The following is a 24,872-nucleotide window of genomic DNA, read 5'->3' as shown; positions in this document are numbered from 1 at the left end:
ACCTTCGGGAGGTCCTTGGGTGCTATTGCCTCGCCGCCTTGATGGCGGACGACGAGCAGCGTTGCCTCGAACAGTTCGAACTAGCGCCTGAAGAAGCCCGGGCGACGGTGCCTTGATTCGCAGTTCAGTTCTGGTCGATCGCCATCCAGTTAGTGCCATTGTTGTTTTATTTCCAGCCATTGACTGTTTGAAAGCTATTGTTCTGGCGCTGGAAAGAAGATGTTTTCCTCAGACTCCATGTGGTCGTTGTATTTTTCGATGAAGTCATCGACAGTGTCCAAAGACACGATGAGCTGCCTCCGTGCTGGATTTCAAACGCGCTGGCCCAGCGCTAAGATAAAGTTTGCTGTCATCAGGACATCAAGAGTTGGAGCACTGCAATGTTTATTGATGTGAATGCTTTCACACCCTGGTCGGCACTCGGAGGGGGGGCGCTGATTGGTCTGGCAGCAGGTCTGTTCGCCATGGGCAACGGACGGGTAGCCGGTATTAGTGGGTTGCTCGCTTCGATGTTGCAGCGTGCAGGGGAGGGGCGTGGTGACAAAGCGGCGTTCTTGCTGGGAATCTTCGCTGCACCGTTGTTGTGGCAGGCGTTCGCGTCGCTTCCTACTGTGCAGTTCACCAGCGCACCTTGGGTGCTGATGGCCGCAGGGCTGCTGGTCGGCCTGGGTACTCGCTACGGTGGCGGCTGCACCAGCGGTCATGGGGTGTGCGGCCTGTCGCGGCTGTCTCCTCGTTCGGCAGTGGCGACGCTGTGTTTCATGGCGACCGGTTTTGTCACTGTGTTCGGCGCTCGGCATCTTTTTACAGGAACGTAACATGACTCGGATCAGTGGCTTTATCGCAGGGGTGCTGTTCGGGATAGGTTTATTGCTGTCCGGAATGGCAAACCCTGCCAAGGTGATTGGCTTCCTCGACCTAGCCGGGCAATGGGACCCCTCGCTGGCGTTGGTCATGGTCGGAGCCATCGGAGCGGCGTTCTTGCCAATGGCCTGGGCACGTCGACACTCGGTGACGCTGCTAGGTGAGACGATGCATTTACCCGCCCGGCGTGACATTGACCGTCGTCTAGTTGGCGGAAGCCTGTTGTTCGGTGTTGGTTGGGGCCTGGCCGGGGTGTGTCCGGGCCCGGCGTTGGTGCTTTTGTCGGGTGGCTACTGGCCGGCGTGGCTGTTTGTGGCAGCGATGTTGCTGGGTATGCTGATATTCAATGTGATCGAAGCGGTCACGGCACCAAGTGTTTGATTACTTATGGTGACGTGATCCGTGAACCCAACTCGTCACTCAGATTATCATGCGTTCTTTCATTCGGATGGCAGTGCCCATACATGCCCCCGTTGCTCATCCTGAGAGGGGCGGCACCTTCACTCAGGAGGATGGATATGGCTAGAAACGCTCTCTCGTTCGCCAATTGTCCGGTCATGGGAGGTGGGCATGCCTGATCGGGGAGTACCGACCAGGCATTTTATTACTGAGCGGGGGCCTTTTCTGCGCTAAACCCTTTTGCCTTTTTTGCGTGTGATGTTCTAGACCAGCCGATCATCAAGGCGACAACGATCAGCGGAATAGTGGACACCGTGTAGGTACCGCTCGGGTAGTCGAATGCCATCAGAATCAATACAAAAGCAAGAAAGCCGAGGGTCATCCATGAAGTGAATGGTGCACCAGGCATTCTAAAACTGACCATCTGAACCTCACCGCGTATAACGGCGCGGCGGTAATTGATTTGAGACAGCACGATGAATGCCCAAGTGGTAATGATCCCAAGAGCGGCCATGTTAAGCAGCAGTTCGAAGATCTGGGCGGGGATCAGGTAGTTCAAGAGAACACCAAACGCGTTGATGACTACGGTAATCAAGATACCTTTATACGGTACACCCTGAGCATTCATTGCGGAAAGCGATTTGGGTGCTGAGCCGCCCATTGACAGCGAGCGAAGAATCCGCCCTGTGGAATACAGGCCCGCGTTGAGACTTGAAAGTGCTGCAGTGAGTACGACAATGTTCATCACTGACCCCATGCTAGGGATACCCAAGGCAGAGAAGAAAGTAACAAACGGGCTCTCATTGGCGCTGTAAGCTGTCCACGGAAGTACCGAGATCAAAAGCACAACGGAGCCGATGTAGAACAAAACGATCCGCCAAATCACGCCATTGATTGCCTTCGGCAGAATATCCTTAGGATTTTCGGTCTCGCCAGCTGCAGTCCCCACAAGCTCAATACTTGAATAAGCGAACAGTACGCCTTGAATGATCAGGACGGCAGGCAGAATTCCATGAGGGAAGATACCTCCATTGTCGCTTATCAGGCTAAGACCTGGTGCATGTCCACCAATAGGGTGACCGGTGCCGAGAACCACGGTACCTACAATAAGGAATGCTACGATTGCACCGACCTTGATAATGGCGAACCAGAACTCCATTTCACCGAACCACTTGACGCCGATCAGGTTCATGACGGTTACAACGGTGAGGGCAATTAGGGCGAACCCCCATTGAGGGAAGTCAGCAAAAACACCCCAGTACTTCATGTAGATGGCAACAGCTGTAATATCTACAATGCCAGTAGTTGCCCAAATCAGGAAGTACATCCAGCCTGCGACAAATGCCGCGCGTTCGCCCATGAACTCCCGTGTGTAGGAAACGAAACTACCTGTGGTCGGGCGGTGCATGATAAGTTCGCCCAACGCTCGGAGGATGAAAAACGCAAAGATGCCACACACAAGATACACTATACCTAGCGACGGCCCGGCTGATTGTAGCCTACTGCCAGCGCCGAGGAAGAGGCCAGTCCCGATTGCTCCTCCTAGAGCGATCATCTGGATATGTCGTCGCTTCAGATTCTTAGAGTATCCGGACTCATGAGAATCTAGCCAGTCGGATTTATTCTTTTTGGCTGAGTCGGCTTGACTCTGCTCATTTTTTTGTGTCATCGCCATAAATTCACCTAAAGCGCACAGGCTTAGTAGTATTTGTTATTGGTATTTCTTTATCTGCATCCTACAGACAGACTTGCATGCAAAGTCTGGTCAGTCCTGACTACAAAAAATACTTTCAGGTGCTAGTTAACGCTGGGGCTAAGTATGGAAAGGCCGCCGCTCCTCGCTGTGAAGGCTTCCCAAAGATCGATTGAAGTTCCGGTTGCTGGGTTGGAGAGGAACTTTGCCTCAAGCGCGTTAACGAAATTAAGTCTATCTCTGCTTGCGTGCATGAGGTTTGCAATTCGTAAGTGCCGAGCGTTATGATGCGCAGGAATCCTGCATGGAGAGGGTGGATAATGACTGATATTCAGCTTGATAGAATGGATACGCGAATTATCTCGGTGCTTCGGAAAGATGGTCGGATCAGCCATCAGCAGATGTCAACTCAAGTCGGACTGTCGCCGTCACAGTGCTTGCGCCGAGTGAAAAGGCTTGAAGAAGTTGGGGTGATCAAGGGATACACAGCGGTAATAGATGAAGGTAAGCTGGGTAACGATGTAAGTGCCTGGATCATTGTGACTTTACACAGAAACAAGCCTGGAGCACGAGAGCGAGTGGCCTTGCTCCTTCAGAACAGACCATGGGTCAGATTGGCGACTGGCATAACGGGTGATGTTGACTTTATGATTCGCGTGGTCGCGCCACGCATGGCAGATTTTACAAAAATCTTGGTTGATGAGCTGAGCTCACACCCTGATATCAGTAGCACTCAATCGTTCATATGTCTGGATGACTTGGTAGGAAGTTTGGTCTGACTGTGAACTAAGGGCATTGTACGTGGCAATGCCCTAGTTCAGATAGGCTTAGAGCGACTGATCCAGAGCTTGAATCAGTTGATGAATTTCCTCTGGAGTTGTGTAGTGGACGAACGAGAGACGCAGAACACCTTCCTCTGGGTTAACGCCGAGCGCTTCAAGCAGGCGGACTGCATAGAAATGACTGGCACCTGCGATGATGCCCTTTTTAGCCAGTCGCTCAGAAACCTCGCGAGGGGATGATTTCATCGTTTGAATTGACAAAGTCGCGGCTTTGTTTTTGGCGTCAGTAGGGCCGAGCAAGCGTACCCGTGAATCATTCGCACAGAAATCCAGCAGCTGCGGCAGGAGCGCGGCCTCTGCATCTTTGAAGAGATTTCGTACGTTCGCTGCTCGATCACTTACGCTAGCGTTTGGAAAGTGATGAGCATGGACGTTGTCGAAGTACGAAGTCACACCGCTTGCTGCGGCGACTTGCGCATGATCAGGGCCGGCAGGCACAAACCATTTGGCGAGATGCGCCGCGTTAAAGTAGTGTGCCTGGTTGCCCAAAAAGTCCATCACTGGTCGACGGATGACCATGGCGCCAAGGTGAGGGCCGAAGGTTTTGTAGAGGGAGAACAGGTAAATATCGGCCCCTAGTTCGCGTACATCCGGGAACCCATGCCCAGCGTAAGAAACACCATCCACAACAGCAACTGCACCGGCGGAATGGACGATTTCGCAGATTTCGCGTACCGGGTTGATCTCACCTAAAATATTCGAACAGTGCGCGAAAGCGACCACTTTGGTTCGTGGCGAAAGCAAAGCCTCAAGACCGCTTCGCTCCAGGGAACCGGTGGTAGGGTTCACCTGCCATTCTTTGATAGCAATGCCGCGTTTTGCAAGGCGACGCCACACGCCATTGTTCGCCTCGTGATCCTGGTTGGTAACGATGATTTCGTCACCGGCATCAAGACGGTTTGCGAAGGCTTCCGCAAGGACGTAGATGTTCTGGGACGAGGATGGGCCAAGGTGCACCTCTTCAGCCTCTACTCCCAGATACGCAGCAATTTCTGCATGAGAGTGATCCATCTCTTCACCACCACGACGAGAGGCCGGGTGTGCACCATATGGCTGCATCTTGTTCTGACGATAAAACCGATTCAGATTTTCGATGACGTCCCGGCAGGCATAAGAGCCCCCCGCGTTGTCGAAAAATGCTTGGCCTTCGAGGGAAGGCTCAGAGAATGCGGGGAACTGGCTACGGATAAAGGAAAGGTCGATTGTGGTCACGGTTGTGCTCCGTCTGAACAGTTGGGTTCTAACGGTAAATATGCTAATCGCGAACCGCCGCATTAAGTGGGCGTATTCAATCTAAAAAAAACCACTATGCACGAATCCTGCGTAAGTCTGGTTCCCCGTGACCGTTTCTCGTCAGAAATCTAACCTACTCGAGCGAGTAAGAGCACGCCTCGCGCTTTTCGCAGGGGTGCCGTTTTGGTTCGACGTTCACGCCATGGTTTTCTCGAACAATGCGCCTGCTTTGGAAGCCAAGCTGCACGAGCATTTTGCATCAGGGTCATGTCGATCAAGGCTTGACCGCACACGTTGTGCAAATACGTTTAACATGCTCAAGGACCACCCCCATCGTTGAAAGAGATTCGCATGGAGTTACGTCAGCTTCGCTATTTCCTGAGTGTTCTGGATTACGGCAGTCTTGGCAGGGCGGCGGTCGAGCTCGGGGTCGGCGCCTCCGCCCTGAGCCAGCAACTGTCGAAGCTGGAGAGCGAGGTGAGTACCCGGCTTTTGACACGTTCGAGTACCGGCGTCTCGCCGACGGCGGCCGGCCTGGCCTTCGAATACCATGCGCGCCTGGCGCTTCGTCAGGCGGAGCACGCTGTCCTGGCGGCACAAAGTGGCCGCATGAGCGGCTATGCGAGCGTAGGGCTGGCACCGACCACCGCATCGATTCTTGGCTTGGCGTTGATCGACAGGATGCGCAAACGCTATCCGGACATCCGCCTGCACCTGGTGGAAATGTTGTCTGGCTATCTGATGAACCAACTTAATGCCAGGCACCTTGACCTGGCGGTACTGTTCCAGACGGAGACGGGGCCGCGGCTGGATGTCCGGGCGCTTCTGACGGAGCGGCTGTTCGTGCTGGTTCCCGCTCCGTTGGTCGAGGTCGGGTGGGGTGAGTCGCTGACGTTGCGACAGATCTCGACGCTCCCCTTGGTGATGCCCAGCACCCAACATGGCCTGCGCACGACGTTGCGTTCGATTTTCGAGCGGGCAGGGCTGGAGGCCAGCATCGTCATGGAAGTCGATGGTTTGTCGCTGTTGATGGATTGCGTGTGTGCGGGCCATGCCGCCACCATCCAGCCCGGCGCGACGGTGGCCCGGGCGCATCAGGCGGGCCTGCGCGTGTTTGCCATCGATGAAGCACAGGCGCAGCGGCGCAATGTAATTGTCAGCCTGACCGATGACGAGCTCTCGCCGGCAGCGTTGGCAACACGGATCGTACTGCAGGAGGTCGCTCGGGATCTGGTGGAACAGGGCCGATGGCCTGGAGCCCGGCTGCTTTGACCCGGATTCTGGGTGCGTTCATCCAGCCCCTTTAGAAAAACTGAATACCTCCCCCCGACGATCGCGTTTCGCACACCCCGGGCTCTCATTAAAGTCCCCGGTCACGAGGAGCAGCCGAACATTCGGCTCTTCGTGATCTGGAGGCGAAATGATCGATGTGCTAGTCATCGGAGGGGGCAATGCCGCCCTCTGTGCCGCGCTGATGGCGCGAGAGGCCGGAGCCAGCGTGCTGCTGCTCGAGGCCGCACCCCGCGCCTGGCGTGGTGGCAACTCACAACACACGCGTAACCTGCGGTGCATGCATGATGACCCCCAGGACGTACTGCTCGAGGCGTACCCGGAAGAGGAGTTCTGGCAAGACCTGTTGAAGGTCACCGGTGGCCAGACCGACGAAAAGCTTGCGCGCCTGGTGATTCGCGCATCCTCCAGCTGTCGCGGGTGGATGCGCCGGCATGGCGTGCATTTCCAGCCCTCATTGTCTGGTGCGCTGCACACCGCACGGACCAATGCCTTCTTCATGGGCGGCGGCAAGGCGCTGGTCAATGCCTACTTTCGCAGCGCTGAAAACCTTGGCGTACAGATACGCTACGACACGCCAGTAGCCGACATCGAACTGCAGGACGGACGCTTCGTCGCTGCCCATGTGCCGGCACGTGAGGTTCAAGGGCGACACCTGCCTGCCGAGCGCATCGAGGCGCGTACCTGTGTGCTTGCTGCCGGTGGTTTCGAGTCCAACCGCCAATGGTTGCGCGAGGCGTGGGGGCAGAACGAGCGAGGGGAGTGGCCTTCGGACAATTTTCTGATCCGTGGCACGCGCTTCAATGATGGGGTGCTGTTGCGCCGCATGATTGCACTGGGCGCCGACACGATTGGCGACCCGACGCAGGCACACATGGTGGCGATCGATGCCCGCGCACCGCTATACGACGGCGGCATCTGCACGCGCATCGATTGTGTGTCGCTGGGCGTGGTGGTCAACCGCGACGGTCAGCGCTTCTACGATGAAGGAGAGGACTTCTGGCCCAAGCGCTATGCCATCTGGGGGCGCCTGGTCGCGCATCAGCCAGGGCAGGTCGGGTTCTCGATCATCGACCGGAAAGCCCTCGGGCGCTTCATGCCACCGGTTTTCCCGGGCGCCACCGCCGATAGCCTGGAGGCGTTGGCCGGCCTGCTCGGTTTGCCTGTGCAGGCCTTCATCGAAACCGTGCATGCCTACAACCGAGCCTGCCAGGTGGGCACTTTCGACCACACCCAGCTGGACGACTGCCACACCGTAGGCCTGGAACCGGTGAAAAGCCACTGGGCGCGCCCGATCGATACGCCTCCTTACTACGGCTACCCGCTGCGCCCCGGCGTGACTTTCACCTACCTGGGGCTGCGCACCGATGAAACCGCCTCCGTCCATTTCGACGGGCGTCCCAGCCCGAACCTGTTTGTTGCCGGCGAGATGATGGCGGGCAATGTACTGGGCAAGGGCTACACCGCAGGTGTTGGCATGTCCATCGGCACCGCTTTCGGGCGTATCGCCGGCACCAGCGCCGCTGCGGCGGCGGGTTATGAACATCCAGAAAAAGAGAGACGCCATGACTGCGCAACTGCCTGAACCACGCCAGCCTGAAGCCGCCCCGTCAGCCTTCGAACTGATCCCGGTGTTGAACCTGGAGGAACGGGAAGTGGACCGACAAATGCGGATATGCAACGCCTGTCGTTACTGCGAAGGCTTCTGCGCGGTTTTCCCGGCAATGACCCGCAGGCTGGAGTTCGCCAAGGCCGACATCCATTACCTGGCCAACCTGTGCCACAACTGCGGCGCTTGCCTGCATGCCTGCCAGTACGCGCAGCCCCACGAATTCGCGGTAAACGTGCCCCAGGCGATGGCCAAGGTGCGCGGCCAGACATACACCGAGTATGCGTGGCCGGCTCTCTTCGGGCGGCTCTACACGCACAACGGCACCTATGTTGCCAGTGCATTGGCCGTAGCCTTGTCGCTGTTCCTGCTGCTGACCTTGTTCGTCAATGGCACGCTGCTGCCCGGGCGGTTGGCTGGTAATTTCTATGCGGTCTTCCCACACAATACCCTGGCCCTGATGTTCGGTAGCGTCTTTGCCGCTGCAGCGCTGGCCCTGGCGGTGGCTGTACGACGCTTCTGGCGCTCGGTCTCGCCTGCCGAGGCGCTGGCGCAACCGGCCAAAGGGGCAGTGTTCGAGGCATCAAGCGCAGCGTTGACCCTGAAATACCTAGACGGCGGACATGGCCAAGGTTGCAACAATGCCGATGATCGCTTCACGCTCTGGCGCCGGCGCTTCCATCACTTCACCTTCTACGGCTTCATGTTGTGCTTTGCCGCCACGGTGGTCGCCACCGGCTATCACTACCTGCTGGGCCAGCAGGCGCCGTACCCGCTGCTGAGTGCACCGGTGTTGCTCGGAACACTCGGCGGTATTGGCTTGATCGTCGGGCCGGCCGGGCTGTTGGCGCTGAACCTGCGCAGGGCGCCGGAGCAGGGCGATGTTGCCCAGCGGCCCATGGACCGGGCGTTCATCCTGCTTCTGCTGCTGGTCAGCATCACGGGCCTTGCGTTGCTTGGCCTGCGTGATACCGCAGCGATGGCGATCCTGCTGGCGATCCATTTGGGCACTGTGATGGCGCTATTCGTCACGCTGCCCTACGGCAAGTTCGCCCATGGCCTGTTCCGCAGCGCGGCACTCTTGAAGTTCGCGATCGAGAAACGCCGGCCCAACGAACTGGGCCTGGGAGGGGAGTGAACCATGGACGCAGCCGTTTTTTCCCCTGTGCCGCGCCGCGCGAAACGCAAGGCGTTTCGCTCACCGGTTGGGCCACTTGTCCAGCAAGATCGACACGAACTTCTCTGCAGCTGGCGACAGCGACGCCCCTCGGCGATAGACCAATCCCAGGGTGCGGGTGACCTGGGGTTCGATCAGCGGCACGCTGACGAGCGTAGGGTGGTCGGCGTTAGGCATGGCCAGGCTGGGCATGGCCGACACGCCCAACCCGGCTTCGACCATGCCCAGCGAGGTGGACAGGTGCTGAACCTCATAGAACCACTTGGGCCGCAGGTTGAGACCGGACAGGGCATGGTCCAGCAGCATCCGATTACCGCTAAGCCGGCCTACGCCGATCAGGCGGTAGTCGGCCAGTTCTGTCCAGGTGACGGCCTCACGGTTCGCCAGCTTGTGGTCCCTGCGGCAGGCCAGGACGAAATGCTCCTGTACCAGGGAGACGAACTCGATGTCCGGGTGCTGGCCGCTCATCATATTGATGCCGAAATCGGCTTCACCCCGCAGTACGGCCTCAAGCCCGTCGTTGGCGCTGAGGTCCAGCAGACGAATGCGGATCTTGGGGTATTGCTCGTTGTAATCGCGGATCACCGACGGCAGGAAATAGAACGCCGCGGTCGGGATGCAGGCGAGGGTGACCTGGCCGGTCTGTCGTTCGGCGAGTTCGCGAATGCTCAGGATCGAGTCCTCGAAGTCATCCAGCAGGCGCCTGGCCTTGGGCAGGAAGTCACGCCCGACGCTGGTAAGACTGACGCGACGGGTAGTGCGTTCCAGCAGCGAAGTGCCCAGCCCTTCCTCGAGCTTTTTAATCCGCCGGCTCAGGGCGGGCTGCGACAGGTGCAATGCTTCCGCAGCTTCATGGAAGCTGCCGAGTTCGGCGATTTTCACGAAAGATCGTATGTCTTGCAGTTCATATTCCATCTCGAAATCGCTCTTTGGCCCTGGTCATTATTGATGCTTAAAGCGGAATAATGGCTACGATATTTGCATTGGAATGATTTATATATCCCTGTCAATCTTGTGTCCACAGCATCAATGATGTCCATTGATCAACGAGAGTGCGAAATCATGCAACGAATTCCTTGCGTACTCATGCGCGGTGGCACCTCCAAGGGCCCCTTCTTCCATGCATGGGACCTTCCTGCCAATGTGGTCGAACGCGACGAATTGCTGATCAACCTGATGGGTTCCGGGCATGAACTGGAAATCGACGGCATCGGTGGCGGTAGCCCGCAGACCAGCAAGGTAGCGATTGTAAGCCCCTCGCTGCATGCCGACGCCGACGTCGACTACCTGTTCGTGCAGGTCATGGTCGCCCAGCGCAGGGTCGATACCGCGCCCAACTGCGGCAACATGCTGTGTGCCGTTGGCCCGTTCGCCATCGAGCAAGGTCTTGTCAAAGGCCAGGACGGTAAAACTCTGGTACGTATTCGCAACCTCAATACCGGCACTTTCGTCAATTCGCTGGTGGAGACCCCAGGCGGCATCGTGCGCTACGAAGGCCGCACGGCGATCGATGGCGTACCGGGCACTGCCGCGCCGGTGCACCTGACCTTCCTCGATGCGGTCGGCAGCAAGACTGGCAAGCTTTTCCCGACTGGCAAGGCCAAGGATGTGATCGATGGCGTACCGGTCACCTGCATCGACATGGCCATGCCGATGATGTTGGTAGAGGCCAGCCAGCTGGGTGTCACAGGTTCGGAAACCCCGGCCGAACTCGATGCCAACGTCGGTCTGCTCGAGCGCCTCGAGGCGTTGCGTCTAAAGGCCGGCAAGGCCATGGGCCTGGGTGATGTCAGCGGTATGGTCATCCCGAAGCCGGTACTGGTGTCCAAGCCCCGCTATGACGGCACGGTGCAGGTTCGCTACTTCATGCCGCACAACTGCCACCGCGCGCTGGCCATCACCGGAGCGATAGGGCTGGCGACTGCCTGCGTCAGCCCTGGCACAGTTATCGGCGAACTGCTGGGCGAGGGCGCCGAGCAACTGGTCGAGGTGCGCCTGGAACACCCAAGTGGTGGTATCGATGTCGCACTGTCACGCAGCGGTGTCGATGGCAAGACGATTCAGGCCTCGGTGGTGCGAACTGCCCGCCGGCTTTTCTCAGGCTTCGTTTACGCCCCAACATTCCGCAGGTTGGCGGGGTAAGCCCAGGCGGTAACCCAGACCTGTATATTCGCAACAAGCGCATCCGCACAATTTCAACAATGGGTGATGCTACATGAGACTCGCCAAATCGCTGTACTTCCAGATCCTCTGCGCCGTCCTGCTGGGCGTGGTGGTCGGTCACTTCTGGGCGCAACAGGCCGTTGCGCTCAAGCCTCTGGGTGATGCGTTCATCAAGCTGATCAAGATGATGATCGCGCCGGTGGTTTTCTGCACCATCGTCACCGGTATTGCCGGGATGACCGACAAGCGCTCCCTGGGGCGTTTGATGAGCAAAACCTTGCTGCTGTTCCTGGTATTGACCGTCATCAGCCTGATGATCGGCCTGGCAGCGGTATACCTGTTCCGCCCTGGTGTCGGCATGAACATCGACCCTGCCACTCTCAGCACTGCGGGGCTCGGCCAGTACGCCGCGTCGGCAGCAAAGCTCAGCGTTGTCGACTTCTTCATGCACATCATTCCCGACACATTCATCGGTGCGTTCAACAAGGGTGAAGTGTTGCCGGTGCTGTTCATCGCGGTGCTCAGCGGTTTTGCCTTGTCGTCCATGGGCGAGAAGGGCAAGCCGGTACTCGATGTGCTGGAGTCCGCCTCGACCATGGTGTTCCGCATTTTCGGCTACCTGATGCGCTTCGCCCCGGTCGGTGCCTTCGGTGCGCTGGCCTTCACCGTCGGTCAGTACGGTGTGACGTCCCTTGGCGCATTGGCCAAGCTGGTCGGTACGCTCTACATAGCCTGTGCGTTTTTCGTGCTGGTGGTGCTTGGCGGCATCTGCCGCGCCCATGGTTTCAGCCTGTGGAAGCTGCTGCGCTATTTCCGCGAGGAGTTCCTGGTGGTGCTCGGCACTTCGTCCACCGAGCCTGTGCTGCCGCGCATGCTGGAGAAACTGGAGAAGCTTGGCTGCAAAAAAGGCGTGGTCGGATTGGTGCTGCCAACCGGCTATTCCTTCAACCTCGACGGTACCGCCATCTACCTTTCTTTGGCGGCGGTGTTCATCGCCCAAGCCTGCAACATTGATCTGAGCCTCGGGCAGACGGTGACGATGCTGGCGATCATGCTGTTGTCGTCAAAAGGCGCCGCGGGTGTGACCGGTAGCGGTTTCGTTGCGCTGGCCTCGACCTTGACCGTCATTCACGACATCCCGCTTGCAGGGCTTGCCTTGCTGATCGGCATCGATCGCTTCATGTCCGAGGCGCGTGCCCTGACCAGCCTGGCCAGCAACGCCGTGGCCACCGTGGTCATCTCACTGTCTGAGAATGCCTGTGAACGGGAAACCTTGCTACGCCGCCTGAACGGCATTCCTGCCACATCGGACGAGGCGGATATTACGCAGTCCGACTGGTCTGCGGAGCCCCGGCATCACGGCTGAAAAGCCTCTTACCCTCCCATTGTTGACTTAGAATCCCACTCAGCATCACAGCGATGCCGAGTGGGGTAGGGGCCATCTGCCTTGCCGATGGCCGTAACAGAATAAAAACAAGAGAAAAGACCATGCTCGCACTCCTGGGCCTGATCATGGTGGTGACCTTCACCTACCTGATCATGAGCAAACGCCTGTCGCCAATCGTTGCGCTCACTGTAGTACCCATTGTCTTCGCAGTGATCGGTGGATTTGCCCCCGAACTGGGCAAGATGATGCTCGATGGCTTGAAAATGGTGGCGCCTTCAGCGGCCCTGTTGCTGTTCGCCATCCTGTTCTTCGGTTTGATGATCGATGCTGGCCTGTTCGACCCGCTAATCCGCAAGATCCTCAAGCGTGTCAATGGCGACCCGGTCAAGATCGCCATCGGTACCGCGCTGCTGTCGCTGCTGGTCGCGCTCGATGGTGACGGCACCACCACCTACATGATTACCTGCGCAGCCATGCTGCCGCTGTACAAGCGCATTGGCATGAACCCGATGATCCTGGCAACGGTGTCCATGCTCTCGCTGAGCATCATGAGTGGCATGAGCCCCTGGGGTGGGCCGGCGACCCGGGCCATTGCCGCGCTCGGGCTGGATGCCACCGAATATTTCATCCCGATGCTGCCGACCGTTATCGGCGGTGCGGTATGGGTGGTGTTCACCGCATTCCTGCTGGGCCGTGCCGAGCGGCGACGCATCGGCAACATCGCCCTGGAGTCAGGGGGCGGCAACTGCTATATCAAGGAAATCCTCGGTGACAACCCGCACAAGCGCCCACGCTTGGCCTATGTGAACCTTGTGCTGGTGATTGCCGTCATGACGGCTCTGGTGATGGGTGTCATGCACTCCGCCCTGTTGTTCATGATCGGTTTCGTCGCTGCGCTGATGATCAACTACCCGCAGCTGGAGCTGCAGAAGGAGCGCATCCTCGCCCACTCGGGCAACGCCATGACCGTGGTACTGCTGGTATTCGCCGCCGGCATCTTTGCGGGGATCTTCTCGGGCACCAAGATGGTCGATGCTCTGGCGCAGACCCTGGTCGACTGGATTCCCGAGGCCTGGAGCCACTGGTTCCCCCTGGTTGTGGCGCTGACCAGCATGCCACTGACCTTCGTACTGTCCAATGACGCCTACTACTTTGGCGTGGTGCCGATCCTTGCCAACGCTGCGGCCGCCTATGGCATTGACCCGGTTGAAATCGCCCGCGCCTCGGTGCTTGGGCAGCCAGTGCACCTGATGAGCCCGCTGGTAGCATCGACCTTGCTGTTGGTGGGCATGGTCGATCGCGACATCGGCGACTTCCAGAAGGCCACGGTGAAATGGGCGGTGCTGACATCGCTGGTCATCACCGCACTGGCCTTGGTCACGGGTGCCTTGTCCTTCTTCGTCTGATCTGTCCAGGGCGCCGTTGGCGCCCAACCTCATCCAAGAACAACAACAGAGTATCGAACATGTCCCGAACTGTTTTCCGTGGGGCCACTTGTGGCCTGCTGTGCGGCTGGCTTCCTGTGGCCGGTGCCGCGGGATTCATCGACGACAGCAAGCTCAAGCTGCAGCTGCGCAACGTTTACTTCAACGAAAACTTCCGCGACGAACAAGGCATGAGCGCCCGCGCTGCTGCAAATGCAAAGAGCGAGCGGGTGGAATGGGCACAAGGGTTTCTGCTCGACTATCAGTCAGGGTTCACTCAAGGCACGCTGGGGCTGGGGATCGATGCCCTGGGGCTCGCAGGCGTGCGGCTCGATTCGGGCCGCGGCCGCAGCGGTACGGGCTTGCTGCCGGTTCATGACGATGGCCGTGCTGCTGACGAGTTCGCCAGTGCCGGGGTGACGGCCAAGGCGCGACTGGGGCAGACCGTGCTCAAGCATGGCACCTTGCTGCCAAAGACGCCGGTGCTGGTCTACAACGATGCGCGGTTGTTGCCGCAGACCTATCAAGGCACGCAGCTGACCAGTACCGATGTCGATGGCCTGACCCTGACCGCCGGACATCTGGACCGCTTCAAGCAGCGCGACTCCTCCGATAGCACCGGCCTGTTCCTGGATGGTTACAGTGGCGGCGAGTCTGGCGATTTCAGTTTTGGCGGGGCCGACTATGCCATCAGCAAGCAGCTACGCGTGAGCTATTTCCACGGCCAGCTCGAACACTTCTATCGTCAGGACTACTTAGGCCTGGTCCACGACTTGCCGTTGGCCGGCGGTGTGTTGACCACCGACTTGCGCTATTTCAAGAGCCGCGACAGCGGGGCCGCTCATGGTGGTCAGATCGACAACGACATGTTCAGTGGGCAGCTTTCGTACGCTCATTCCGGGCACACTTTCGGCGCCGGCTACCAGATACTCGACGGCGAGGCTGGGTTGCCGTACATCAGCGGCGCAACGGTCTACTCGTTCAGCAACGTTGGCATCGGCAAGTTCATCGAGGAGGAAGAAAAAACCTGGATGGCGAGCTATGCCTACAACTTTGCGGCGGCCGGTGTCCCCGGGCTGACCTTCATGGCGCGCTACCTCAGCGGGGACAACGGTCGCTCGGCTGATGCCGGGCTCAGCGAATGGGAGCGTGACATGGAGCTCGCCTACGTGGTGCAATCCGGGCCTGTGAAAGGTCTGGGTGTGAAGCTTCGCAACTACGTCTACCGCTCTGACTTTTCCCGAGGGCGCGACAGCAACCGGATCTACCTGACTTACGATATCGCGATTTGGTAATGCGGCCGTGCGAGCAGGCACGTCTTAAGGTGCTTGCTCGCACGCGTTTCATGCTTGGGACGGCTGTGGCGCTTTCTTGCCCAGTCGGATCAGCTCATTGGAGAAGCACAGGCCGAAGAGAATCAGCCCGGCCCCCAGGTACAACGTGTCCCGCGGTACTTCATTGAGCACCACGAACGCCAGCAGTGCGGCAAACAGTGGTTCGGTTAGCTCCAGCGCCTGGACTTGCGAGGGTTTCAGGTACTCGATGGCCTTGGTGGTACAGAAGAAGCCGAGGATGGTCGGCAACGCAGCCAGAGCCAGCAATGCCATGACTGCCGCCAATGAAAGCTCTCCGATGATGAATCCATCGGTTGCAGCCGGCATCAGCAGATAAAGACTGCCGAAAAACAACAGTTGGCGAGTGAAATGCAGCCCCCCGGAAACGCCCATGCGCTTCATGGCAACCGAAAATGCGCCATAACCGCAGCCTCCGATCGCAGCGAGCACCGCACCTTGCAGGGTGAAGCCTTGTTCCAGGTCCGCGCCAAAAATCACGGCAATGCCGGCTATTGTCAAACCGGCGCCTACCGTCGCGTTGGCGGTGATCGGGTCCTTGAGGACTATCCGTCCCAGCAAAATCGAAGAAATGGAGGCGCTTGCCATCAGAATCACCACGACGCCTGCCGCGGCATAATGGCTATAGGCCGAGGTTTCAAAGTGGAACAACACAAAAATGCCGAGAAATGCGCAAACGGCGGCATGTATCCACTTGGCGGTATGCAGCGGGCGCTTGAGAAACAGTAGCAATGCCGATAGCAACAGGCAGCCGAGGACTGTTTTTATCAGGGCGATGCTGCTGGAGCTGAATCCACTGTTCATCAACACTTTGCTGAGTACGCCGATCGTTGCATTCAGTGCTGCGGCGCAGAGTGCAAAGAGGACGCCTTTGCCGAAATGAGATTGCATCAATACATTCCTTGTCATTGGTTTAATACATTCGCCCGATCGACATGCAGGCGATTGCGGCCAGCTTGCTTGGCGATATAGAGCGCCTGGTCGGCGCGTTCAATTAGCGATTGCGGGCTGTCGAGGGCTGTTCCATCGGAGCAGGCGATGCCGATACTGGCAGTCATATGCCCGAAAGGGCTGCCTTCGTGAGGGATAGGTTGCAAGGCCAAGCGCTCGAGCATCAGCCTGGCGACGACGGCCGCTCCGTCGATGTCGGTATCGGGCAGGATAACGGCCATTTCTTCACCCCCGTAGCGCGCTAGCAGGTCGCGAGGGCGGCGGATGCAGGAAGAGAGCAGGTAAGCCATCTGCTGCAGGCAGGAGTCGCCAGCCGGATGCCCATAGGTGTCGTTGTAGCGTTTGAAGTGGTCGATGTCGATCATCAGCAAAGCCAGCGGGGTCCCGCTTCGATGGGCCATGCGGATCTCCTGGGTCAACGCTTCGTCAAAGCAGCGCCTGTTGGCAAGCCCCGTCAGCGAATCGTGCATCGCCAGGCTTTCGAGCTGTTGGTTGCTCTCAAGCAGCTGCTGTTGGGTCAGTCGAAGCTCGCTTTCGACCGCGCTTCGCCGGCTCATGGCGCGAATCAGTAGCCAGCCAATGGCTCCGGTCAGCGCCAGCAGCGCCGCGACCACCAGCGACGACAGCAGCGCCTCGAGCCGCCAGGCCGAGAGTGCTTCCTGCTTGCCCAGCGCGACCGTTGTCACCAGGGGTAGCTTGTCGCTCTTGCGAAACGCATAGAGGCGCTCCACGCCGTCCAGGCTGGAGGTGAACGATGCAGTGCCCGCTGAATGGTCAACGAGATACTTGGTAAAAATGGGCGACTTCGAAAAGTTGCGCCCCATATCCTGTTCCCGAAACGGATAGCGCACCAGCATGGAACCGTCGGTATAGGCCAGCCCGATGGCACCGTCATGGCCGACATCCAGTTTGCCAAAAAGCTGTAGGAAGTTCTCCACGCCAAGCGTCATGGCGACAACGCCGGCGAATTCGCCGTGGTCATCGTTGAACCGCCGGCTGATGGTGATTACCCATTCCTGGTTGACGCGGCTAAGGATTGGCAGGCCGATGAAAGGGTCGCGGGATGGGTCGTCACGGTGGTGGATGAAAAAGGCTCGGTCGCTACTGTTGGCGCCGACGGGGGTCGGCCGGTTGGACGACATCAGCCAGCGCCCGTCCTTGGCGTAAATCATAATGCCGCTCATCTGCGGCATTAATGGTTGCTGGCGCTTGACCAGTTGATCCAACCGTTCGATCTGCGCAGGTGCGACGCCCTCGGTTTCCAGGCGCTCGACCAGGCCAAGCAACAGAATCGAGCTCTGGCGGATGATACCTTCCGAGTAGGTGGACAGTGCCTGGGTCAGGTTAAGGCCATGGATGTTGGCATCTTCCAGGGCGCGCTCGCGAGAGGCCATGACTTTCCACAGCGTCAACGAGGCGAGAGAGCAACCGATGACCGATAGGAGTAGCACAACGAGGTGGATGTCACGCTTCACGTCAATTCACACGCCTTTTTCCCTAAAGACCAAGTTGAGCGCTGACACGCTTTAACTAACCAGACGGTCAGGAAGTAACCAACTGGTTCATGTGGAATAATATAACACCGAAGTTGCTGGAATGTCCGACAGAATTACGTGTTCTTTCAAACCCCGTTTGTTATCTCCCCGCAAGGTTTTCAGAACTGTGAACATGACGATTGGGCAAGGCGTCCTGGACGTAGCGCACGGTACTTTCCAAAGTTCGCGCCCTGTCAGGATGTCCCAACTGATACTTTCGTCCCAGTTGTTGATACGATCAGATAATCGGAGCGTTTTCGCTAAGAGGCCTGAGGCGGAGTGAAGGCTTCCGGGCCTGCGATGCCGAGCGAGATAGCGGCAATCGCCGGAGCGAACAGCGAACCTGCTATCGCAAAGACCGTCTGGGTTAGGGCCACCCCGCCGAACGAAGGAATCCACGGCAGCAGCAGGCAGCTGCCGGGCATCATAGATATTCCGATTTCTTTTGCGGGCTGTTCTTGCCCGTGGGCGACCCCACGATTCACTGCTGTCGACCCGTAGATGTCATTTGCGGGTAAAAAGTAAAATATTCTTAATCGTTGATTAATCAGAAGTTTTGCTTCGGACCGGTAGGATTCTGCGCCTTTACATGTGGAGAAACTCCAATGCTGCGCGTGCTGTTCTGTGCCACCCTCCTAACCACTTCATTCGTCTGCTCGGCTGCTGACGCGGTACGCGGCGGTGAGCAGACGCTGACCGTTCTGAGCTCCGGCGGCATCATGGGCGCTATCCGGGAAGTGGCGCCAGTATATGAGAAGAAATATGGTGTGAAGCTGAAAGTTCTTGCCGCTCCTTCGATGGGGGAAACCCCGCAGGCCGTTCCAAACAGATTAGCTCGTGGTGAGCAGGCGGATGTCGTACTGATGGTAGGTTCCGCCCTCGACAACTTGGTCGCCAGCGGTCAAGCCGACAAAACCAGTCGAATAGATCTCGGAAAATCCTTCATTGCCATGGCCGTTCGAAAAGGTGAACCGAAGCCGGACATAAGCACCATGCAGACATTGCGCACGGTGCTGCAAAATAGCAACTCTGTCGCATACTCCGACAGCGCAAGCGGGGTATACCTTTCCAAGACTCTGTTCCCTCGCATGCAGCTTGGTGACCAGTTCGAGTCTAAGGCTCACATGATACCTGCCGAGCCTGTCGGTGCTGTGATCGCTCGCGGCCAAGCACAGATCGGCTTTCAACAGCTAAGTGAGCTTAAGCCAGTAAAGGGTATCGACATCGTCGGTCTGATCCCGGCTGAAGCGCAGAAAATGACCATGTATTCGGGCGCTGTTGTCAGTAAGAGTCAGCATCATGCCGCAGCCCAGGCGCTCCTCGACTACCTGGCATCGCCAGAAGCCGACGCAGCGATCAAAGAGAGTGGCTTGACGCCGCTCCCCCATGCAGCAAGCTGACTGCGAGCGCCGACATCGACACAGGGGCTGCGGCAAGACACGCCGGTCTTGTCGCAGCCTTCGCTCTGCGAGTGTCTGCATGGGGTCGTGGCATCAACCCCGGATAGGCCAGCTCAACGGTCAGAAACAGCCGGTTTATGCTTCCGCCTATGCGCCGAGGGAAGTGGCCGAGAACGCCGCAGATGCGGGGGGCTTGATCTCCATACCAGGGCGCCCACCTTTCAAGTGGAAAGGACTCATGCTTGAGCAGTGACGCTCATGGGGAATGGATGGGCCTGCCTCAGGGCGTCAATTTGGCCATGATCTGCTCATGGCACACGCTGAGCACTTCATCAGCAAGTGGTGAGTCGTCCGGACAAGCGCGAGACAGAATCAAGGCACCGAGGGCGTGTGCGAAGGTGTCGATGATTTCCGCACGACTTGCTTTCGGTTCGTCATCCTCGCCCTGTAAAACCTCCAGCAACTTTTCAATCCCAGCCTCGTAAGCTGCTTTGATGTCATCGAACTGTCGAGCGGCGTCTCCGCCCAGTGCCGCTAGGGTGCAACCTTTCCCTTTCTCATCGCGGTGCTTGCGGGACAGGTAGAAATTGATGAAGTCGGCGAGTTCGATGCCCTGCATCTGCTTTACCGTCTTGTTGATTCCGCACGTCGCGGATTCACCTAACTACCTTCGATCCCGGCTATGGCTTGACGTCTCTAGCCGGAGCCCGTCATCCGCCTGAAGCTACTGAACCCACCAGCCTCCAGTGAGTGGGCGCTTTACGAGGTGATCCCTCATCACGGCCATTGCTAATTTCGCGGGTTCCGCTAACTTATACAAAACCTGTACAAAATTGAGGTGTTGTACATGTATTGCCAGTGGCCTTTGACCCTTTATTTTGACGGTGCCTGCCCATTGTGCGCCAGGGAGGTTGCCTTCCTGCGCAGGCGTTCAACTGCAGCAAAGCTCATCCTGATCGATATCGATGGCGATGACTTCGATCCCATACCTCTTGGCCTGTCGATTGAGCAAATGAGATCGTGCTTGCACGCAAGGTTCGCGAACGATCATTGGGTAACAGGCTTGGACGCTACCCTTTGGAGCTGGCGTGCTGCCGGTGTTGGGATGTGGGCCGCTCCACTGGCTTGGCGTCCGCTACGTCCTTTGCTTTCAGTTCTGTACAGGTTGTTCTGTCGTTTGAGGCCAAGTTTGGCCTGGTTACCCCATCCCGAGGGTAGGCAACGTTGCAAAGGTGAGGAATCCAAATGTCACATTCGCTAGCCGAGCATTATCGTGAAATCCTTGTTGGCGTTGGTGAAAACCCGCAGCGAGAAGGGCTCTTGGATACCCCCCAACGTGCTGCCAAAGCGATGCAATATCTATGCAATGGCTATACCCAGAGCCTAGCTGAGCTAGTCAATGGCGCTTTGTTCGAAAGTCAGAATGATGAGATGGTGGTCGTTCGCGATATTGAGTTGTACTCATTGTGCGAGCATCACATGTTGCCGTTTATTGGGAAAGCGCATGTCGCCTACCTGCCAACAGGACGAGTATTAGGGCTTTCCAAAGTGGCGCGCGTAGTCGATATGTTTGCCCGCCGTTTGCAGATTCAAGAGAATTTGACTAGACAGATTGCGTGTGCCATGCAGGAAGTGACTGATGCGGCAGGTGTTGGCGTCGTTATCGAGGCCAAGCACATGTGCATGATGATGCGAGGTGTAGAAAAGCAGAACTCAGTGATGATTTCATCGGTAATGCTGGGTGAGTTCCGAGACTCCCCGACTACCCGGCACGAATTCCTCAACCTCATTGGGCGACATACCTGAAATATGATCCCTAGCCGCATAGGAAGAACGTGCCCATGAGTGCAGTTTTCAATACGTTATCTTCAAATCGTTTTAAAGTCCTGGGTTATAGTGGCTTGCTGCCGTTCGTTGGTGTGGCACTGCTGATTTGTTTAGCGACTGATTACCGAGATTTTCTATCTGTTGCTTTGGTTGGCTATGGGGCTGTGATACTGAGTTTTGTCGGGGCCTTGCATTGGGGTTTCGCTATGACGTTACAGGGATTGTCTGCAAATGGACGACAGGAGAGGCTCGTGTGGAGTGTTATTCCAGCCCTCATCGGTTGGGTTAGCATGTTGTTACCTGTGTCATGGGGCTGCTTGGTATTAGCTTGTGGTTTCATTGGGCATCTTTGGCAAGATCGTAAATTGGTCAATATTTTGCCTGGGTGGTACTGGCCTATGCGAGTACGTTTAACCATAGTCGCAAGTGTGTGTTTGCTAATTGGTGCGCTTGTACTGGTTTTTTAGATTGAACTCATTATCCCGATGTGAGCGGTTGGGCACCCTGAATCGCCCCTGGTGTCCTAGACACCTCCAAGCCTTTTAATGAGACCTGGAGGGATCTAGGAAACCAGGGGCGATTCAAATTATACGAATTATTAGACCCGTCTAAATATAAAGCAGCCATGAATGAAGACTGCTCATGGCCTGAGGATGCCGTTCGGCATGACCGCTTTGGGTCGATATCGGTCACTCTGCGACTGTCAGCTTTCGCCCCATAGCGGACATCTGAAGGCCGGCACTGACTACAGAGCGTTGAGGGGTATCCGTTATTGGTCGAAATCGCTCTCTCATGAAACGACGCTGCCACAAACGATGACTGCCATATCCCAACCGATCGCCAGCCCCAGCATGTCTAGGCCTTACGCTAGCCAATAAAGTTATGGCCTACATCTGAAACTTGTATTTCATCTGCACGCGCACAGCTGATTAGCATCGTCGATGTCTTCCTGTCGACGAGAACAACAACGTGAACCTTGGAACGATCATTACCCGAAGTGCCCGCTACTGGCCGAACCACATCGCCGTGGCGGACAGCCAGACGCGCGTCACATACGCCCAGCTGGAGCGCCGCAGCAACCGCTTGGCCTCAGCGCTGGGTACGCTGGGCGTGGGTGTCGGCGAGCATGTGGCGATTCTCGCCGCCAACCGCGTGGAGCTGGTCGAAGCGGAAGTGGCGCTGTACAAGGCGGCGATGGTGAAGGTGCCGATCAATGCGCGGCTGTCAGTGGATGAAGTGGTGCGTGTGCTGGAAGACTCCTGCAGCGTTGCACTAATAACCGATGCCAGTTTTGCCCAGGCGCTGGCAGCGAGGCGTAGGGAGTTGCCGCTGCTGCGCCAGCTGATCGCGCTGGAAGGCGAGGGCGGTGATCTAGGTTATGCCGCGTTGCTCGAGCGCGGCAGTGAGGCACCGCTGGGCCTGGACCCGGCCGACGATGCGCTGGCCGTGCTGCATTACACGTCCGGCAGCTCCGGCGTGCTCAAGGCTGCGATGCTGTCGTTCGGCAACCGCAAGGCGCTGGTGCGCAAGAGCATTGCCAGCCCCACACGGCGCTCCGCGCCAGGCGACGTCATGGCCCACGTGGGGCCCATCACCCATGCCAGCGGTATGCAGATCATGCCGCTGCTGGCGGTGGGCGCTTGCAACCTGCTGCTCGACCGTTATGACGACCGCCTATTGCTGGAGACCATCCAACGCGAACGGGTGACGCGGCTGTTCCTGGTGCCGGCGATGATCAACCGCCTGGTCAATTACCCCGGCGTTGAACGCTTCGACCTGTCCAGCCTGAAGCTGGTCATGTACGGCGCCGCGCCCATGGCACCGGCCCTGGTGAAAATGGCCATCGAACTGTTCGGGCCGATTCTCGCGCAAGGTTACGGCGCCGGTGAAACCTGTTCGCTGGTCACTGTACTGACCGAGCAGGACCACCTGGTGGAAGACGGCGATTATCGGCGCCTGGCCTCCTGCGGGCGGTGCTACTTCGAGACCGACCTGCGAGTGGTCAACGAGGCGTTCGAGGATGTGGCCCCGGGTGAAGTCGGCGAGATCGTGGTCAAGGGCCCCGACGTGATGCAGGGCTACTGGCGCGCCCCGGCGCTCACCGCAGAAGTGATGCGCGACGGTTATTACCTTACCGGCGACCTGGCGACGGTCGACGCCCAGGGGTACGTGTTCATCGTCGATCGCAAGAAGGAAATGATCATCTCCGGCGGTTTCAACGTGTACCCCAGCGAAGTGGAGCAGGTGATCTACGGCTTCCCCGAAGTGTTCGAGGTGGCGGTGGTCGGCGTGCCCGACTCGCAGTGGGGCGAAGCGGTGCGCGCAGTGGTCGTGCTCAAGCCCGAGGCGCAACTGGAGGCCGCCGAGCTGATCGAGCGTTGCGGCCGTGCGCTGGCCGGTTTCAAGAAGCCGCGCGGCGTCGACTTTGTCAGCGAACTGCCGAAAAACCCCAATGGCAAGGTGGTACGCCGCCTGGTCCGGGACACCTACTGGCAACACAGCGAACGTCGTATCTGACCAGGGAGCATCACCATGTATCAACCCAGTGCAAAGGCTGCGCAGATTATCGAAGCGATCGAGGGTTTCGTCCGCGATCAGGTACGCCCGCTGGAACAGCAGGCACAGCTGGACTGGGCTCGCCCGCACCCCCAGCCGGTGCTGCGGCAGGTATGGAAGCTTTCCAGCGAGCAGGGCCTGTACACCGTCATGCTGCCCGAAAGCATGGGCGGGGCCGGCCTGAACGTGGCCGACTTGTGCGCGGTGAAGGAGGCTACGGTGCTGACAGGCTCCATGCTCGCCTCACACGTGTTGGGCGAGCTGTCGGGGCCGCCGCGGGTTGGCCACCTGTTCAAGGTGGCCAGCCCCTACCAGGTCGAGACTTTTCTCAAGCCAGTGTGCCGCGCTGAAAAGGCCGTGTGCTTTGCCTTGACCGAGGCCGAAGCCGGCTCCGATGCCACCGCCATTTCTACCCAGGCCCGCCGCGACGGCGACCACTATGTGCTCAGCGGCAGCAAACGTTACATCTCTGGCGCCACCTACGCCGACCTGGCGGTGCTGCTGGCGGTGACCGGGCCGAGTAAGGGCGCCCAGGGCATTTCGGCGTTCTTCGTCGACCTCAACGCCCCGGGTGTGCGAATCGACAGCGATTATTCGGTGATGTCCGGTGGCGGTGCCCACGGCGACATCGTGCTTGACCAGGTGCGCGTGCCCGCAGCCAACCTGATCGGTGAAGAGGGGCAGGGGTTCAAACTGGCCATGGGGCGCATCACCCTCAACCGCCTGCTGCATTGCCCGACCCTGCTGGGGATGGCCGGCCTGGCGCTGAAACTGTCGATCGAGCATGCACGAAGCCGCAAGCAGTTCGGCCAGCCGATCGCCATGTTCCAGGCGGTCAACCACATGATCGCCGACATGGCCACCGAGCTGCACGCTGCGCGCAGCATGGTCTACGCCACGGCCCAGGTGAACGACGCAGGGGGCGATATCCGCACCCAGGCGCCGATGTGCAAGCTGTTCGTCTCCGAGGCTGCCTTCCGCATCGCCGACAAAGCGGTGCAGGTGCACGGCGGCGCCGGGTTGCTGCAGGGCCACCCGGTGGAGTGGATTTTCCGCGCCACGCGGATGATGCGTATCCTTACCGGCACCAGCGAGATCCAGCGCAACACCATCGCCAAAGGCGTACTGATGCCTGCCTGAAGGACGGGCCGCCCTTGCGGCGGCCTTTTT

22 protein-coding genes and 1 pseudogene are annotated in these 24,872 nt (G+C 58.3%); 16 read left to right on the top strand and 7 right to left on the bottom strand.

The genetic code is table 11. The features are described 5' to 3' along the window. Positions 1 to 380: 380 nt before the first annotated feature. Both B9A31_RS26520 and B9A31_RS26515 read left to right on the top strand, forming a co-directional pair. Positions 381 to 818 carry a YeeE/YedE family protein gene (locus B9A31_RS26520; RefSeq protein WP_019096376.1) on the top strand — a complete coding sequence of 146 codons (438 nt, stop codon included), beginning with the start codon at positions 381 to 383 and terminating at the stop codon, positions 816 to 818. 1 nt (position 819) lies between these two features. After that, entirely contained in the window at positions 820 to 1,245 is a 426-nt protein-coding gene (locus tag B9A31_RS26515) for a DUF6691 family protein (RefSeq protein WP_016714078.1), read from the top strand. 223 nt (positions 1,246 to 1,468) lie between these two features. On the opposite strand, the gene B9A31_RS26510 is transcribed toward B9A31_RS26515, so the two are convergent. After that, the gene (locus B9A31_RS26510; protein WP_143512107.1) at positions 1,469 to 2,938 is read right to left on the bottom strand and encodes an amino acid permease; all 1,470 of its coding nucleotides are present in this window, start codon (positions 2,936 to 2,938) and stop codon (positions 1,469 to 1,471) included. Between the two features lie 338 nt (positions 2,939 to 3,276). Here B9A31_RS26510 and B9A31_RS26505 point away from each other — a divergent pair, with 338 nt between their 5' ends. Further along, positions 3,277 to 3,735: an Lrp/AsnC family transcriptional regulator gene (locus B9A31_RS26505; protein WP_019096378.1), complete on the top strand. Its 459-nt coding sequence runs from the start codon at positions 3,277 to 3,279 to the stop codon at positions 3,733 to 3,735. Between the two features lie 48 nt (positions 3,736 to 3,783). Here B9A31_RS26505 and B9A31_RS26500 read toward each other — a convergent pair whose 3' ends face one another. After that, complete coding sequence (locus tag B9A31_RS26500; protein WP_025754974.1) at positions 3,784 to 5,010, bottom strand: aminotransferase class V-fold PLP-dependent enzyme; 1,227 nt, start codon at positions 5,008 to 5,010, stop codon at positions 3,784 to 3,786. Between the two features lie 372 nt (positions 5,011 to 5,382). Here B9A31_RS26500 and B9A31_RS26490 point away from each other — a divergent pair, with 372 nt between their 5' ends. From B9A31_RS26490 to tcuB, 3 genes are all read left to right on the top strand, one after another. After that, a complete protein-coding gene (locus B9A31_RS26490; RefSeq protein ID WP_019096380.1) occupies positions 5,383 to 6,303 on the top strand; it encodes a LysR substrate-binding domain-containing protein in 921 nt (306 codons plus the stop codon). Positions 6,304 to 6,451: 148 nt separating this feature from the next. Then, positions 6,452 to 7,906, top strand: coding sequence for an FAD-dependent tricarballylate dehydrogenase TcuA (gene tcuA, locus B9A31_RS26485; protein WP_084297548.1), 1,455 nt, complete (start codon positions 6,452 to 6,454; stop codon positions 7,904 to 7,906). Beyond that, positions 7,887 to 9,068 (top strand): tricarballylate utilization 4Fe-4S protein TcuB, encoded by a 1,182-nt coding sequence (gene tcuB / locus B9A31_RS26480; protein ID WP_019096382.1) that lies wholly within the window; start codon positions 7,887 to 7,889, stop codon positions 9,066 to 9,068. Before tcuA ends, tcuB begins: the two co-directional genes overlap by 20 nt. 60 nt (positions 9,069 to 9,128) lie before the next feature. Here the strand turns inward: tcuB and B9A31_RS26475 are convergent, their stop codons facing one another. Continuing rightward, entirely contained in the window at positions 9,129 to 10,022 is an 894-nt protein-coding gene (locus tag B9A31_RS26475; protein ID WP_016714082.1) for a LysR family transcriptional regulator, read from the bottom strand. A 147-nt stretch (positions 10,023 to 10,169) separates the two neighbouring features. On the opposite strand from B9A31_RS26475, the gene B9A31_RS26470 reads away from it, so the two are divergent. The 4 genes from B9A31_RS26470 (at position 10,170) to B9A31_RS26455 (ending at position 15,376) form a co-directional block, all read left to right on the top strand. Then, positions 10,170 to 11,249 (top strand): 4-oxalomesaconate tautomerase, encoded by a 1,080-nt coding sequence (locus B9A31_RS26470; protein WP_019096383.1) that lies wholly within the window; start codon positions 10,170 to 10,172, stop codon positions 11,247 to 11,249. A 73-nt stretch (positions 11,250 to 11,322) separates the two neighbouring features. Further along, positions 11,323 to 12,636, top strand: coding sequence for a C4-dicarboxylate transporter DctA (gene dctA, locus B9A31_RS26465; RefSeq protein ID WP_025754976.1), 1,314 nt, complete (start codon positions 11,323 to 11,325; stop codon positions 12,634 to 12,636). A gap of 122 nt (positions 12,637 to 12,758) precedes the next feature. Continuing rightward, positions 12,759 to 14,063, top strand: coding sequence for a CitMHS family transporter (locus B9A31_RS26460; RefSeq protein WP_016714085.1), 1,305 nt, complete (start codon positions 12,759 to 12,761; stop codon positions 14,061 to 14,063). Between the two features lie 59 nt (positions 14,064 to 14,122). Then, a complete protein-coding gene (locus B9A31_RS26455; protein WP_027615637.1) occupies positions 14,123 to 15,376 on the top strand; it encodes an OprD family porin in 1,254 nt (417 codons plus the stop codon). 48 nt (positions 15,377 to 15,424) lie between these two features. On the opposite strand, the gene B9A31_RS26450 is transcribed toward B9A31_RS26455, so the two are convergent. The 3 genes and pseudogenes from B9A31_RS26450 to B9A31_RS27620 form a co-directional block, all read right to left on the bottom strand. After that, positions 15,425 to 16,324, bottom strand: a complete 900-nt coding sequence (locus B9A31_RS26450) for a DMT family transporter (protein WP_019096386.1) — start codon at positions 16,322 to 16,324, stop codon at positions 15,425 to 15,427. Positions 16,325 to 16,338: 14 nt separating this feature from the next. Beyond that, a complete protein-coding gene (locus B9A31_RS26445) occupies positions 16,339 to 17,859 on the bottom strand; it encodes a sensor domain-containing diguanylate cyclase (protein ID WP_025754978.1) in 1,521 nt (506 codons plus the stop codon). A 338-nt stretch (positions 17,860 to 18,197) separates the two neighbouring features. Then, positions 18,198 to 18,341, bottom strand: a pseudogene (locus tag B9A31_RS27620) (MFS transporter); the annotation flags it as partial. Positions 18,342 to 18,524: 183 nt separating this feature from the next. Here B9A31_RS27620 and B9A31_RS26440 point away from each other — a divergent pair. After that, complete coding sequence (locus tag B9A31_RS26440) at positions 18,525 to 19,319, top strand: substrate-binding domain-containing protein (protein ID WP_027615635.1); 795 nt, start codon at positions 18,525 to 18,527, stop codon at positions 19,317 to 19,319. Positions 19,320 to 19,599: 280 nt separating this feature from the next. Here B9A31_RS26440 and B9A31_RS26435 read toward each other — a convergent pair whose 3' ends face one another. Next, positions 19,600 to 19,938 (bottom strand): hypothetical protein, encoded by a 339-nt coding sequence (locus B9A31_RS26435; protein ID WP_081741879.1) that lies wholly within the window; start codon positions 19,936 to 19,938, stop codon positions 19,600 to 19,602. Positions 19,939 to 20,166: 228 nt separating this feature from the next. Here B9A31_RS26435 and B9A31_RS26430 point away from each other — a divergent pair, with 228 nt between their 5' ends. The 5 genes from B9A31_RS26430 to B9A31_RS26410 all read left to right on the top strand — a co-directional run bounded on the left by B9A31_RS26430 (position 20,167) and on the right by B9A31_RS26410 (position 24,842). Continuing rightward, positions 20,167 to 20,580, top strand: coding sequence for a thiol-disulfide oxidoreductase DCC family protein (locus B9A31_RS26430; protein ID WP_081741878.1), 414 nt, complete (start codon positions 20,167 to 20,169; stop codon positions 20,578 to 20,580). Next, positions 20,565 to 21,125 (top strand): GTP cyclohydrolase I FolE, encoded by a 561-nt coding sequence (folE, locus tag B9A31_RS26425; protein ID WP_019096391.1) that lies wholly within the window; start codon positions 20,565 to 20,567, stop codon positions 21,123 to 21,125. Before B9A31_RS26430 ends, folE begins: the two co-directional genes overlap by 16 nt. Before the next feature lie 35 nt (positions 21,126 to 21,160). After that, positions 21,161 to 21,613: a DUF3429 domain-containing protein gene (locus B9A31_RS26420; protein ID WP_080587332.1), complete on the top strand. Its 453-nt coding sequence runs from the start codon at positions 21,161 to 21,163 to the stop codon at positions 21,611 to 21,613. A gap of 502 nt (positions 21,614 to 22,115) precedes the next feature. After that, positions 22,116 to 23,663 (top strand): AMP-binding protein, encoded by a 1,548-nt coding sequence (locus tag B9A31_RS26415; RefSeq protein ID WP_027615634.1) that lies wholly within the window; start codon positions 22,116 to 22,118, stop codon positions 23,661 to 23,663. 15 nt (positions 23,664 to 23,678) lie between these two features. After that, positions 23,679 to 24,842 carry an acyl-CoA dehydrogenase family protein gene (locus B9A31_RS26410; RefSeq protein ID WP_084297547.1) on the top strand — a complete coding sequence of 388 codons (1,164 nt, stop codon included), beginning with the start codon at positions 23,679 to 23,681 and terminating at the stop codon, positions 24,840 to 24,842. Positions 24,843 to 24,872: the final 30 nt, after the last annotated feature.

The sequence above is a fragment of the Pseudomonas sp. URIL14HWK12:I5 genome, from assembly GCF_900176445.1.
GTDB lineage: Bacteria > Pseudomonadota > Gammaproteobacteria > Pseudomonadales > Pseudomonadaceae > Aquipseudomonas > Aquipseudomonas monteilii.
This window is presented reverse-complemented; position numbering and strand designations above follow the sequence as displayed.

Excerpts from the sequence above, each read along its gene's own strand:
- B9A31_RS26470 (WP_019096383.1), top strand. The coding sequence starts at position 10,170 with ATGCAACGAATTCCTTGCGTACTCATGCGCGGTGGCACCTCCAAGGGC.
- B9A31_RS26410 (WP_084297547.1), top strand. The coding sequence starts at position 23,679 with ATGTATCAACCCAGTGCAAAGGCTGCGCAGATTATCGAAGCGATCGAG.
- B9A31_RS26455 (WP_027615637.1), top strand. The coding sequence starts at position 14,123 with ATGTCCCGAACTGTTTTCCGTGGGGCCACTTGTGGCCTGCTGTGCGGC.
- dctA (WP_025754976.1), top strand. The coding sequence starts at position 11,323 with ATGAGACTCGCCAAATCGCTGTACTTCCAGATCCTCTGCGCCGTCCTG.
- B9A31_RS26475 (WP_016714082.1), bottom strand. The coding sequence starts at position 10,022 with ATGGAATATGAACTGCAAGACATACGATCTTTCGTGAAAATCGCCGAA.
- B9A31_RS26515 (WP_016714078.1), top strand. The coding sequence starts at position 820 with ATGACTCGGATCAGTGGCTTTATCGCAGGGGTGCTGTTCGGGATAGGT.
- B9A31_RS26505 (WP_019096378.1), top strand. The coding sequence starts at position 3,277 with ATGACTGATATTCAGCTTGATAGAATGGATACGCGAATTATCTCGGTG.
- folE (WP_019096391.1), top strand. The coding sequence starts at position 20,565 with ATGTCACATTCGCTAGCCGAGCATTATCGTGAAATCCTTGTTGGCGTT.
- tcuB (WP_019096382.1), top strand. The coding sequence starts at position 7,887 with ATGACTGCGCAACTGCCTGAACCACGCCAGCCTGAAGCCGCCCCGTCA.
- B9A31_RS26520 (WP_019096376.1), top strand. The coding sequence starts at position 381 with ATGTTTATTGATGTGAATGCTTTCACACCCTGGTCGGCACTCGGAGGG.
- B9A31_RS26510 (WP_143512107.1), bottom strand. The coding sequence starts at position 2,938 with ATGGCGATGACACAAAAAAATGAGCAGAGTCAAGCCGACTCAGCCAAA.
- B9A31_RS26435 (WP_081741879.1), bottom strand. The coding sequence starts at position 19,938 with ATGCAGGGCATCGAACTCGCCGACTTCATCAATTTCTACCTGTCCCGC.
- B9A31_RS26450 (WP_019096386.1), bottom strand. The coding sequence starts at position 16,324 with ATGCAATCTCATTTCGGCAAAGGCGTCCTCTTTGCACTCTGCGCCGCA.
- B9A31_RS26440 (WP_027615635.1), top strand. The coding sequence starts at position 18,525 with ATGCTGCGCGTGCTGTTCTGTGCCACCCTCCTAACCACTTCATTCGTC.
- B9A31_RS26490 (WP_019096380.1), top strand. The coding sequence starts at position 5,383 with ATGGAGTTACGTCAGCTTCGCTATTTCCTGAGTGTTCTGGATTACGGC.
- B9A31_RS26420 (WP_080587332.1), top strand. The coding sequence starts at position 21,161 with ATGAGTGCAGTTTTCAATACGTTATCTTCAAATCGTTTTAAAGTCCTG.
- B9A31_RS26460 (WP_016714085.1), top strand. The coding sequence starts at position 12,759 with ATGCTCGCACTCCTGGGCCTGATCATGGTGGTGACCTTCACCTACCTG.
- B9A31_RS26430 (WP_081741878.1), top strand. The coding sequence starts at position 20,167 with ATGTATTGCCAGTGGCCTTTGACCCTTTATTTTGACGGTGCCTGCCCA.
- tcuA (WP_084297548.1), top strand. The coding sequence starts at position 6,452 with ATGATCGATGTGCTAGTCATCGGAGGGGGCAATGCCGCCCTCTGTGCC.